General features: G+C 43.3%; 11 protein-coding genes and 1 other annotated feature. Of the genes, 4 read left to right on the forward strand and 7 right to left on the reverse strand.

The genetic code is table 11. The features are described 5' to 3' along the window. Positions 1-18: 18 nt before the first annotated feature. The 3 genes from pepV to BSG1_RS13320 all read right to left on the reverse strand — a co-directional run bounded on the left by pepV (position 19) and on the right by BSG1_RS13320 (position 3,467). The gene (gene pepV, locus BSG1_RS13310) at positions 19-1,431 is read right to left on the reverse strand and encodes a dipeptidase PepV (protein WP_006837598.1); all 1,413 of its coding nucleotides are present in this window, start codon (positions 1,429-1,431) and stop codon (positions 19-21) included. A gap of 174 nt (positions 1,432-1,605) precedes the next feature. Next, a complete protein-coding gene (locus BSG1_RS13315; RefSeq protein ID WP_044022891.1) occupies positions 1,606-2,763 on the reverse strand; it encodes an ABC transporter permease in 1,158 nt (385 codons plus the stop codon). Next, positions 2,760-3,467 carry an ABC transporter ATP-binding protein gene (locus BSG1_RS13320; RefSeq protein WP_044022892.1) on the reverse strand — a complete coding sequence of 236 codons (708 nt, stop codon included), beginning with the start codon at positions 3,465-3,467 and terminating at the stop codon, positions 2,760-2,762. The genes BSG1_RS13315 and BSG1_RS13320 overlap by 4 nt, the downstream gene beginning before the upstream one ends. A 297-nt stretch (positions 3,468-3,764) precedes the next feature. Here BSG1_RS13320 and BSG1_RS13325 point away from each other — a divergent pair, with 297 nt between their 5' ends. Beyond that, positions 3,765-3,986, forward strand: coding sequence for a DeoR family transcriptional regulator (locus BSG1_RS13325; protein WP_006837601.1), 222 nt, complete (start codon positions 3,765-3,767; stop codon positions 3,984-3,986). A gap of 99 nt (positions 3,987-4,085) precedes the next feature. Here BSG1_RS13325 and BSG1_RS13330 read toward each other — a convergent pair whose 3' ends face one another. Then, entirely contained in the window at positions 4,086-4,805 is a 720-nt protein-coding gene (locus BSG1_RS13330; RefSeq protein ID WP_006837602.1) for a pseudouridine synthase, read from the reverse strand. Positions 4,806-4,903: 98 nt separating this feature from the next. On the opposite strand from BSG1_RS13330, the gene BSG1_RS13335 reads away from it, so the two are divergent. Then, complete coding sequence (locus BSG1_RS13335; protein WP_006837603.1) at positions 4,904-5,128, forward strand: hypothetical protein; 225 nt, start codon at positions 4,904-4,906, stop codon at positions 5,126-5,128. 125 nt (positions 5,129-5,253) lie between these two features. Here BSG1_RS13335 and BSG1_RS13340 read toward each other — a convergent pair whose 3' ends face one another. Beyond that, complete coding sequence (locus tag BSG1_RS13340) at positions 5,254-6,876, reverse strand: putative polysaccharide biosynthesis protein (RefSeq protein WP_006837604.1); 1,623 nt, start codon at positions 6,874-6,876, stop codon at positions 5,254-5,256. Positions 6,877-7,078: 202 nt separating this feature from the next. Between BSG1_RS13340 and BSG1_RS13345 the strand changes: the two genes are divergently transcribed. After that, complete coding sequence (locus BSG1_RS13345; protein WP_044022893.1) at positions 7,079-8,308, forward strand: NAD(P)/FAD-dependent oxidoreductase; 1,230 nt, start codon at positions 7,079-7,081, stop codon at positions 8,306-8,308. Positions 8,309-8,614: 306 nt separating this feature from the next. On the opposite strand, the gene BSG1_RS13350 is transcribed toward BSG1_RS13345, so the two are convergent. Further along, the gene (locus BSG1_RS13350; RefSeq protein ID WP_006837606.1) at positions 8,615-8,800 is read right to left on the reverse strand and encodes a sporulation protein Cse60; all 186 of its coding nucleotides are present in this window, start codon (positions 8,798-8,800) and stop codon (positions 8,615-8,617) included. A gap of 607 nt (positions 8,801-9,407) precedes the next feature. After that, positions 9,408-9,608: a binding site (T-box leader), on the forward strand. 226 nt (positions 9,609-9,834) lie between these two features. Between BSG1_RS13350 and proS the strand changes: the two genes are divergently transcribed. Beyond that, a complete protein-coding gene (gene proS, locus BSG1_RS13355) occupies positions 9,835-11,265 on the forward strand; it encodes a proline--tRNA ligase (protein ID WP_006837607.1) in 1,431 nt (476 codons plus the stop codon). Positions 11,266-11,303: 38 nt separating this feature from the next. Here the strand turns inward: proS and BSG1_RS13360 are convergent, their stop codons facing one another. Then, positions 11,304-12,266, reverse strand: coding sequence for a LacI family DNA-binding transcriptional regulator (locus tag BSG1_RS13360; RefSeq protein WP_044022896.1), 963 nt, complete (start codon positions 12,264-12,266; stop codon positions 11,304-11,306). Between the last annotated feature and the right edge of the window lie 321 nt (positions 12,267-12,587).

Here is a 12,587-nt window from a genome sequence, read left to right on the forward strand (position 1 = left end):
TTCTCTCCCTTTTAGAAACTATTTTTTTGCAAGCTCTGCAATTGCCTGTGCATAAATTGCCGTTGCTTTCAGCAGGTCTTCCACAAACATGTGCTCATCCTTCTGATGGGCAACATCTGCTCTTCCAGGAAACAATGGACCAAATGCCACACCTGACTCTAATGAACGCGCATAGGTCCCGCCGCCAATACTTAATAGTTCCCCTTTATCACCCGTCTGCTCTTCGTAAACCTTTTGCAGGGTTTTTACTAAAACATGATTCTTATCAACATGGTGTGGTTTGGAGTCAGAGAAGTTTTCAATTGCGAAACCTTTCTGTTCAACAAGCTCTTGCAGTTTACCTTTAGCTTCATCGAGGTTAAATGTCACTGGATACCTCATATTTAAGCCGAGTGTACCGCCAGCCTGCTGGTCATACCGAAGTTTGCCGACATTGATGGTCAATGGCCCTGTGATGTCATCTTCATAGTTGATTTCAAGGTTCTTCCCTCTTGAATCACCATAGAAATAGGTTTTAATAAATGTAAAGTACTGCTGAGATGATGGATCAATATCACTGTCACTTAAGAAATGAGCAAGCAGGATTCCTGCGTTCGTGCCGTTTTCCGGTTCCATTCCGTGGGCAGAAACGCCTTCAAGTTCCAGGAAAAGGGCTTCACTTTCCATGTAAGATTTCCCTTTTAGATTCTTACTTAGGAGGAATTGTTCATAATCTTGTGCAAGCTTTGAGTCATCAGCCGAACCCGCCAACTTCACTTTTGCAAAATCAGGGACCATATTGTACCGTCTTCCGGACTCGAAGTGGAGGACCGTATGAGCCGCTTCCTCGTTGCCAGCTCCCGCTTTGGAGACAAGATCATAATCAGCAATCCCTTTTTCTGCATAGATAATCGGGAAGTCAGCGTCTGGAGCGAATCCCATTGTAGGCATCTCTTCCACATTGAAATAATGCTCCACACAGCGCCAGTCACTTTCTTCATCTGTACCGATAATCATGCGGACACGTTTATCCAGTGGGATTCCTAATTCTTTTACAATCTTCATAGCATAGTAGGCTGCGATGGTAGGCCCTTTATCATCCATTGCTCCCCTGGCATAGATCTTGCCATCCTTGATTTCGCCGCCGAACGGATCCACGCTCCACCCGTCCCCCTCAGGAACGACATCGACGTGACAAAGTATACCGAGTAATTCTTCTCCCTGCCCGAACTCCAGATGCCCCGCAAGATGATCGACATTCTTGGCCGTAAAGCCGTCTTTTTCACCTAGATTCAATAAATATGTAAGTGCTTCTTTGACTCCCTCTCCAAGCGGAGCCTCTTTTGTAGTATTTTCTTCGTCGAGAATACTTTTGATTTGCAGGAATTTCTGCAGATCTTCCAGAAGATCATCTTTTCGTTTTTCTACTTCTTCCATCCAATTAATGTTCATATGTGAGTCTCCTTTTGCTAAATGGTTTGACTACTTTCTATTCTATACGTTATCAGCCCCCATGCAAATCCTCATAATTTCTCAGGTTAGTTTTCTGGGATGTACAGGTTTTGGGTCGCCTGATACAATCACTGCTTTTACCCCAGGCACCGACGTTTAACACCGTCTCCAAAACTAAATGACACCAAAATGGCTCAACAGTGAAAAGGTCAACATGAAGAAATAAGGAATAAATGCAACGATTCTCGTTGTGTTCTGGACTTTCCTCAATTCCCTTTTGTTACTGTACTTACTGCCAATGGGATGCTTTATGATCAGTTTATCCCAAACCCATTCATTCCAGGCCAGGAGCGACAAAGCGATCAAACCTGCTGCCCCCAGCTTCAGCCACAAAGCGGGAAGGACGATCTGCGAAAATGAGAGAGCTCCTATTGATTGAAAATAAGTAGCACTGTATTGGAAGTTGCGAATCAGGACTTTTACAAACAACTCAAGATATCCATGGAAAGGTGTCCTTTTTTTAAAGATGGGCTGAGATTTGCGTAACAGTCTTGGCCTGTTACGCTCCGCTGAGACAGGTTCCTTTTCTACTTGATGTGAAAACATAAAGATAAGCCTAATCCATTTCATTTTCAACTTGTTTTCAATCCTCAAATCCCTTTGCATGGAATTTTTGCTGTAAATCCTCTTACGGTTAATTAAGAAAGAGCTTGCAATCAAAAGGGTGTTTACAAGCGCAAGGATCATATATTGCCCGTGATCTATGAGCCGATAGGCGATTCCCCACATTTGTAATTGCATGATAATTGCTAAGTAGAAAAGTAGTGTCCTTTTCCAATTTTTTCGCAAGCCAACGAGTATCCCTTTGACCGCCATATGACTCCATTTAGATGAAAGTATAAATGTAAGAAAACTTAATAATGACATTATACCTGCATTAAAATGGAGCAGCCAAAATGGAGCGATTAGCAGCCCAATTGCAGCTGTAAAAAGCAGGGTATTACCATAAGAACTGAAAACTCCCCACTTCTTCAATCCAAGTAAAATTTTTGGATGCTTGGTCAAGAACACCTGGTCAGCCTCAAGAAGGCAGGTTCGGAAGTACCCTGTAAGGATATAGAAAAATGGGATTAAAAAGAATAATTCAAAAGGAAGCGGCACAATCCACTCTGGAATTTCCATCCACCATGACCGGTAAATCATCGTTCCAATGACAGCAGACGGAACGATCAGGTACAGCATGACAGTCCAGTCAGCAACAGATTTGATTACATTATATTGAAAGAGGAAGCTGTTTCGGATTCTTTTGAAGAAAAGATGCAAGCTACTCAATTTTTTTCCTTCTCCTCATCCGGAATACAGTCATAGAGGCTGCTTCCCTCTGCTCCGCATTCTCTCAGAACTTCTTCAAGGGTTCCGGATGCAAGCATCGTCCCTTGGTTAATAACTACAAATTCATCACAAATCCTTTGGGCTGTATCCAAGACATGGGTGCACATCAAGACGCCTGCTCCTCTTGCCCTCTCTTCTTCTAAAGACTGCAGCATCCATTTCGTGGCGTTCGGGTCTAGACCGATAAACGGTTCATCAATGACCAAGAGCTCAGGCTTCGTCAACAACGCGAGCACAATCATTCCTTTTTGCTGCATTCCTTTTGAAAATGTCGATGGAAACCGATGGGCATGTTCTATCAAGCGATACTTCTCCAAAAGGTGCTCGCCTCTTTGCTTATAGGTCGCTTGCGGGATGTTTTCCACGCTTCCAACGAATTCAATATGCTCCCAAAGGGTAAGCTCATCATAATATACAGGCCTTTCAGGAATATAAGAATAAGAGACTCCATTTTCTATATCGGATCTTCCCTCCATGAACGGCAGGAGTCCCATCATCCCTTTGATGGTGGTGCTTTTCCCCGCACCATTTGAACCGATCATTCCAAGAATTTTTCCGGAAGCTATTGAAAACCTGATATTATGGATCAATGAATTCCCGGCTTCATAGCCACCCTTTTTAATATCGACGTTAAGTGTATTCATGCTTTTCCCCTCCTCCAAAACATACGGATTATTTTTAAAAAAGTTCAGGTTTTTTTAATTTTTTTCTATCGATTACATATAATAAAGTATATATAGTTTTAAAAACATTTAATTTTTCGTAAATTTGGATATTTTTCTAGAAATCAGGGTAAAAGAAGAGTACAATAGAAGTGTTCCAGCATCTATGAAAACCAACTGAAAAGGAGCTGTCTCAAACGGAATATATTCCTTGATGAGTAGAAACTCTTAAGCTGTGTGCAGGCTTGCCTTTGGGAAAAATGATGAGGGAGTGGTTCTTTGAAACCTTCAACAAATCGAATGCTGACTCGAATTAAATCAATCTACATTTACATTAAAAAGAATGGGACTGTGTCTACACAGGACCTTGTAGATGAGTTCTGCATTACTCCGCGCACCATTCAAAGAGATCTGAATGTTTTGGCTTACAATGACTTGGTAGAGAGTCCTTGCCGGGGCCAATGGACAACGACGGAAAAGAAGGTTAAGATGACCTCCTAGCTACATAGGTGCATGAGGATACTTCAATGTAAAAAAACTATTTAAACGCATAGAAACAGACTAAGAAAAGAGCTGATGCCTTATGCACCAGCTCTTTTCTTAGTCTAATTTATGGTTCTTCAATCCCTCGACTTCTTCATCGGTCAATTCCCTGTACTCGCCAAGCTCGAGCGTTTCGTCCAGTGGAAGGAGGCCCATCGTGATTCTTTTCAGGTAGATGACCCGTTTTCCAACCGATTCAAACATCCTTTTTACTTGATGGAACTTACCTTCCGTTATCGTCAAGTTGATTTCCGACCTTATTCCGGAGGAGATGATTTCAAGTTCTCCTGGCTTTGTTTCATACCCGTCATCCAATGTAACACCTTCAGCAAATGCGGACACATCTTCTTCTGTCACTTCCCCCTCAATCACTGCAAAGTAGGTTTTCGGAACATGCTTTTTAGGAGACAGCAACTGGTGTGAAAGCTGTCCGTCATTGGTGATCAACAGCAGCCCTTCCGTATCCTTATCCAATCTTCCCACTGGAAATGGATTGAAAATTTGATCTTCCATTTCGAGGAGATCAATGACGGTTTCACCTTCTGCATCCTCCGTAGCGGAGAGGACTCCCGGAGGCTTGTTCATCATCAAATAAATAAATTCTCTATAGACAACTTCTTCTCCATGTACCGTCACGGTATCACTTTCCGGGTCAACCTGGAATTTAGGATCCTTGACTACTTCTCCATTTACCACGGTCCCTCCGCCTTTTAAATGTTTCTTAACTTCTTTTCTGCTTCCATATCCCATATTGGATAACAATTTATCGATTCTCATTCATTGTCACTTCCTATTCTGTTAGGTAATCGCCTATACCAATTAGAACTCTCCGCATAGGCTGTAGTGAATATATAAATATTGCGAGGTGTGCACTTATGTATCATAGACAACAAGGACAGGGCGGACTTTTCCTCCCGCTGCCACAATTCCCTCAGACTCCTGGTTACAGCGGAGGTTATGATGGCGGCTATGGCGGAGGTTACGGACAGTTCGACAACAGATTGGACCGTCTAGAAAGGCAGTATCAGCGCCTTGACCGCCGGGTAGACCGATTGGAACGCCAAGTTGAACGGATTCGCAGGCAGCTCGGTTACCAGTAAGGTAGTTCAATTAGAGTTCTATTGAGTCTAAGGGCGTTCAGTACAGATAAAAACGAAGAGGTGACTTTTTATAAGTCCACCTCTTTTTATTTTACCTGTAGTATTGGATTCTATGAAATCTATTGCTACTGCCCGAGCTTCAATTTTCTTCTGACTTTGGCAGCCCGTTCACCAAACAATCTGTCCGCCAGTCTTGATCTGAAGCTTAAGTAGAAGTAAACACCGGCTCCAGCCAGCCCGCAAATGGCGACCAGGATAATGGCTTGCATCTTAGCTGCCGGGTCCAGAAATTGAGCCAGAATCCCGTATAGGATGATGACCGCGACACCCATCACAACGTTAAACATAAGAATCAGCAATGTTCTTCTGAACACTGTGTTGTACTGGTAGTTTCCATAAATTTTTATCACGATTAGGTTGATGACCGTGGCCGCAAGATATCCGAGTGTCGTGGCTAGAACAGCCCCTTGTGTTTCCAACAATTTGATCAATGGAATGTTCAGGACAAGTTTGATCAGCAGCCCGACAAGCAAGCTGAGAATGGTGAATTTTTGTTTATCGATTCCCTGCAGGATAGCTGCTGTAACGGCAAACAGCGCAAACAAAATCGCAACAGGTGCATACGTTCTCAGTACTTCAGTCCCCAGGCCACTATGGCTGTAGAACAGCGTGTATGTCGGCTCAGCCAATAAGGAAATTCCAAAGGCCGCCGGAATGGTTAAAAACAACAGGATCTGGAATGTCTGGTCCAGCTGGCGATTCATCTTGCCGTATTCATTCTGTGTATAAGCAGATGTAATCAAAGGCAGAAGTGACATTGAAAATGCCGTGGCCAATGAAACCGGTATGATGACAAGCTTATGCGCCGCGAAATTCAACACACCAAATGCAGTATCGGCAATGTCTGCATTTCCGATTGCCCCCATCGCTCTGTTGAATGTCACCTGATCGACAAGTTGAAACAGCGGGTTCGCAATTCCCACAAAGATAAAAGGAATCGAATAGGCAATGATTTCTTTATAGATTTCCACCAAAGAGATATCTACCGTTCCTTTATCTTCTTCCAGCATTTTGTCAAAGTGAGGTTTTCTCTTGAACCAGTACCAAATCAGGGAGGCAAGACTCGCAATCCCTCCGACAAATGCACCGAAAGTGGCCACACTGATGGCTGTTGTCATATCCCCTTTAATGACGTAGAGGACAACATACACTCCCACCAGGAGGAAGACAATCCGGACGATCTGTTCTATCACCTGTGAAACAGCCGTCGGTCCCATCGAGTTGTGTCCTTGAAAGAATCCTCTGATTAAACTCATAAACGGTATGATGATCAAAGCAAAGCTGACAGCACGGATAACCGTTGTTACCTGCTCCACCGTGATGACCTGCTCCTCACTTGGAATCGTAACTTTCGCGAAAAAAGGAGCAAATATATACATAATCAGGAACGAAACGATACCGGTCAGAGTCATCAATACCAGTCCGGATTTGAATAACTTCCTTCCGACACTATACTCCTGAAGTGAATTATATTTTGAAATAAACTTCGACACCGCGAGCGGAACACCTGCCGTCGCAATCGTCAAAAAGATTGTGTAAGGGACATATCCGTAGGAATACAAAGAAGTCGGCTCAACTTCATTCCCAAGTAAAGCGTAAAACGGTATAACAAAAAAAAGACCGAGAAACTTTGAAATAAAGACGCCGAGCGTTAAAATAAACGTACCTCTAATTAAAGTCGATGACATAAAAATTCCCTTCCGAAACTTCTAATTTCACACTATAGGTAGTTTACTATCCAGACTTCCGAAACACAACTAGAAAGCTATCGGGGAATTGTTTGTAATCTATGGCAAATATCATTAAAATAAAACGGTGAAAGCATGAAAGTTGGTGGAACAATTGAATAATTATGATGTAATCGTAATCGGAGGAGGACCATCTGGTTTGATGGCATCCATTGCCGCAGGTGAAAACGGCGGTAAAGTCCTCCTAATAGATAAAGGAAATAAACTTGGAAGGAAATTGGCGATTTCCGGCGGGGGCCGCTGTAATGTAACAAACAGGCTGCCCATCGATGAAATCATCAAACACATTCCTGGTAACGGCCGCTTCCTCTACAGTGCCTTCTCAGAGTTCAATAATGAAGATATCATTGCGTTCTTTGAGAAACTCGGCATTGAATTGAAGGAAGAAGATCACGGAAGGATGTTCCCCGTTTCAAATAAAGCTCAATCGGTTGTGGACGCACTTCTAAACAGAATGAATGAGCTGGGTGTTGAAAAGCGCACAAACTCCCCTGTCAAAAGAGTTGTCTATAAAGACGGCCGGACAGCCGGCGTTACTTTAGAGTCAGGTGAAACCTTCTCAGCGAAGTCCGTCATCATTGCGGTAGGCGGGAAATCTGTTCCCCATACCGGCTCGACAGGCGACGGATATGCTTGGGCGGAAGAAGCAGGGCATACAATCACGGACCTGTTTCCTACCGAAGTGCCGCTTACTTCTGATGAACCTTTCATCAAGGAAAGGGAGCTTCAGGGACTGTCTTTGCGTGGCGTGGCACTCAGCGTGTTGAATCCAAAAGGAAAACCGTTGATCACCCACAAAATGGACATGATTTTCACGCATCTTGGCATATCAGGCCCCGCCGTTTTGCGATGCAGCCAATATGTCGTCAAGGCGATGAAAAAGTGGAACCTTTCCCATGTGACGATGCATATCGACAGCATTCCGGACAAGAACGAAGAGATGGTATTTCAGGAACTGAATACCCTTATCAAAAAAGAAGAAGAGAAGAAAGCAGTTAAAAACATCCTAAAAGGTGTGCTGCCTGAACGATACCTTCTTTTCTTACTGGAACGCGCAGAAATTGATCCTGACCAAAAAGGGATCACCCTTTCCGGCGAAAAAATCAGGGAACTAGCCCGGTTGGTGAAGGGATTCACCTTCACAGTGAACGGCACCCTGTCCATCGAAAAAGCCTTCGTTACCGGAGGAGGCGTGTCCGTGAAAGAAATACAGCCTAAAACGATGGCTTCGAAAAAAATGGACGGGCTGTTCTTCTGCGGTGAAGTCCTCGACATCCACGGATACACCGGTGGATACAACATCACTTCCGCACTCGTTACCGGGCGACTCGCTGGCTTCAATGCCGCTTTGAGTGCGCTGGAACAACAATAAGTAGTGAAACCCGTTTACAGCCATCAGGCTTGAACGGGTTTTTCTGTGTAGGCTGGAGTAGCAGCACGCTTTAATGCATTAAAGCGTACTAGGGGACTGTCCCTCTTAGTGCGTTAATGTGGTAAAGCGGCAGGCGAACTAACATATTCTGTTAAACCGGACGTATTTTAAAATTCATGTGCGCATTAGGGTATAATGCGTGCGTATATCTGCATACTCCGTGCACAAGTGTGTATAACCGGTGCGTATAATTGCATATCCCACGCGCATTCTAATTTCACATTTAAAATCGAGCTGCTTTTCGATTTACTTTTTATAAACAATCATCGCAGAAAAACAATAAATCTGCTCCTCATCATCTTCTTCCGGCATCGCTGCCACATGATATTTGATATCAACGACGCTGTTTTCATCCACTGACTTCAGGAACCTATTCATATCTCTTTCCAAATCCTTTTCATGCTCATAATCAAACACTTTAACCTGGATCATGATCATATCTCCCTTTTTACATATTCTATTAGCATTCTCGACAGATTTTTTAATTTTCAGTCACTATTGACTTTAATCCAGTAGCAGTATCCCATAAATATGCAGCTCGAAGGACAATCTGGAGAATGGATTGGGATGAAACTTGGAAGTTATGTATTCAGAAGTGCCTACTTAGTACATGAGTGGCGCTTTTTATGTGACCTCTTGTATCAAAGCACACACTCTTTATACATAAAACACCAACTAAGTACATGAGTCCCGCTATTTATGTGAACTCTTGTATCAAAGAACACAATCTTTAAACATAAGTTACGATAAAACCTGATACTCATGTACCTAGAAACTCCAACTAGGTACATAAGTGGGCTATTTATGTGATCTCTTGTATCAAAGCACACATTCTTAATACACAAGATACGAAAAAATCTGAAATTCTTGTATCTACAAACTCCAACTAGGTACATGTATTGCGCTAAAACAATAACTCCTATATCCAGCACGACCACCTTAGTACAGTTATGCTAATGCCCATAAGATGTGTATTGTAGATATAACTTTAAAAATTAAATTGACTTTTTCTTTCTGGGAAAATATAATACTTAAAAATAATGAAACATTGAGAAGGATCAGTAGAATGTTCCGGTCACTTTTTAGAGAGGGAGCTCCAGGCTGCAAGGCTCCTATTGGCTGCCGTTCGAACCTGCCTTTGAGTTCTGTAGCACATACAGCGGTTCAAACCGTTATCATGATACGAGTGTAAAGCTTTGCTTTGAATTAGGGTGGTACCGCCAGTGTTCTGGTCCCTAACTTAGCAGGGCTTTTTTGTTTTCAAACTCTTTTTAGATGTTTTCTTTAGCGTTACAGAAGAAAGTCTTACTAAATAATTTTTGATTTTCACGCTGCGGAGGGTGACCGGTCTCCTGCAGGACTAGCGGGACGTCCAGTTTGAGCACCCAGGCCCGGCCCGCGGAGTCGGACACCCGGAGCGGGAATCAGCAGAATCTGTTTTTTAAATAAATTTCGGAGGTGCAGAAATGGGAAAAGAGTTCGTAAAGAGTATCACAGGCATGGATGAAGATTTTGCCCAGTGGTATACCGATGTTGTAACAAAAGCCGAATTGATCGATTATTCAAGTGTCCGCGGGTCGATGATCATCCGCCCATATGGATACGCCCTGTGGGAAAACATCAAAGAAGAGTTAGATAAAAGAATCAAAGAAACAGGACACGAAAACGTCTATATGCCTCTATTCATTCCAGAGAGTCTGCTGCAAAGGGAGAAAGACCACATTGAAGGGTTTGCGCCGGAAGTGGCATGGGTCACTCATGGCGGTGACGAGGAATTGCAGGAGCGCCTTTGTGTCCGACCTACATCAGAAGTCCTGTTTGGCGAGCACTATAAAAATATTATCCACTCTTACCGCGACCTGCCTAAGCTTTATAATCAATGGGCGAATGTGGTGAGATGGGAAAAAACAACGAGACCATTCCTTCGCACCCTTGAATTTCTTTGGCAGGAAGGTCATACTTGCCACGAAACAGATGAAGAAGCTCATGAAGAAACAGTAAAAATGCTTGAAGTATATGCGGAGCTATGCGAAAACATTCTCGCTATCCCAGTCATTAAGGGCCAGAAAACAGAAAAAGAAAAATTTGCAGGTGCAAAATATACGTACACCATCGAAAGCTTGATGCACGATGGAAAAGCATTGCAATCGGGTACATCCCACCATCTCGGAGACGGTTTTGCAAAAGCATTCGGCATCCAATTTTCCGATCGTGAAGGTAATCTTCAGTATGTCCAGCAAACATCATGGGGCTTTACTACGCGGATTATCGGCGCCATGATCATGGTGCATGGAGATGACAGAGGACTTGTGATTCCGCCTAAAGCGGCCCCTACTCAATTAATGATCGTGCCGATTGCCCAGCACAAAGAAGGCGTGCTCGATTTCGCTTACAACCTTAAAGAAAGACTGGCAGGTTCATTCCGTGTCGGAATCGATGCCAGCGACAAAAAGCCGGGCTGGAAGTTCAATGAGTATGAAATGAAGGGGATTCCACTTCGCCTGGAAGCAGGCCCTCGGGATATTGAAAATAATCAAGTCGTTATCGCCCGCCGGGATACTGGGGACAAAGTGACAGTCGGTCTTGATGAGTTGGAAAATAGGGTCGCCCAGCTCCTTGATGATGTACAAAACAACTTGTTTAAAAAAGCTCTCAAACACCGCGAAGAAAAAACCAGTGTTGCATTGGACTACACTGATTTTGCAGAAAAGTTGAATACCAATAAAGGATTCATTAAAGCCATGTGGTGCGGCGATCGGGCTTGTGAAGATAAAATCAAAGAAGAGACCGGAGCAACTTCCCGCTGCATCCCTTTTGAAGATGAAAAAGTTTCTGAGGAATGTGTTTGCTGTGGAAAAGATGCCAGCCAGCTTGTATATTGGGCACGCGCCTACTAATAGAGAAAAGCCAGGATGCGTAATTCCTGGCTTTTTTCTTATACCGTTTCCCTGCTGATCAACCTTACAGACATTTCTTTATGTAATACCTTGTCTCCATGAATCGCCTGCTGCAGCAAGTTTCTCCCCATTTCCACCAATGGAATTTCCAACGTTGTAATTTTCATGATTTTTGCTATCGGTTGATTATCAAACCCCATGACTGCAAGATCTCCTGGAATCTCTATTCCTTCCGCCCTGCAGCAGGTGATAATGCCTGCTGCCACTTGATCACTGGTAACAAGCAGAGCGGATGGAGGATTTTCCATCACCTTAAATTGTTTTACAACCTTTTCCCCGTCTTCAAAGTTAAAACATCCTGAAAACACCAACCCCTCGTCAAAAGGTTCACTTCTTTTCTTCAGGAAGTCTTTGTAGGCCCTCTCTCTTTGCATGCTGTTGAGGCCAGATTTCCTGCCGATGCAGTATCCGATTTTACCATAACCTTTACCTGACAAATATTCGAGAGCTTCTGTAAAAGCCCCATAATGATCAATGAACGTCGAAGATACCTCTTTTCCTCTGGCATCTTCACTTAAAACAATGGGGCCATACTCCAAATAATCTTCAATCGTCTGCCAAGGACATATCCTTGAACAAATAATCAACGCATCAAATTGCTTATGCTTTAGCATAGTCAGCGCTTCTAACTCCCGCTCCTCTTCATAATTGGTCTGAATCATCACCAACTTATAATTGTTTTTCAATGCTTCCTCGGCAATCCCCTCGAGAAGCAATCCGAAATAAGGGTGGTTGATAAAAGGGATGACCACTCCAACAAGCCTCGTAGCCCCTCTGCTTAAATGAACAGCATTCACGTTTGGCTGGTAATTGCTCTGCTCCATCGCCTGTAAAACAGCCTGTCTTTTCTCTTCACTCACATAGGGGTGGTCATTCAATACCCGGGATACGGTCGTTACCGATACCCCTGCCATCTTCGCAATATCTTTAATATTTGCCATACCTTCACCTATCCTGATAAAAATCTCTTGCTCTGAAACGCGTTTCATACATTACACTTCATACAACAATATAAAGGAGGGATGACTATGCCTGTCATTACCGGAATTTTATCCTTGCTTTTTCTATGCGGTTCCATTCTGTTTTTCTCCTCTTTGGCGTTATCGTATCGAACGCCAAGAAGCAATGAAATGGATCAACCGGGTAAGCTATATAGATATTTATTTAAAGGATACTACTGATTTTATCGCAGAGAAAAGGATGAAGCCACTTCGGTTTCATCCTTGGAAATTCTATTCAATCATCTGGTTGGCAAGGTCAAT

Origin of the sequence: Bacillus sp. SG-1, assembly GCF_000181495.1 — a bacterium.
Taxonomy (GTDB): Bacteria; Bacillota; Bacilli; order Bacillales; family Bacillaceae_B; genus Rossellomorea.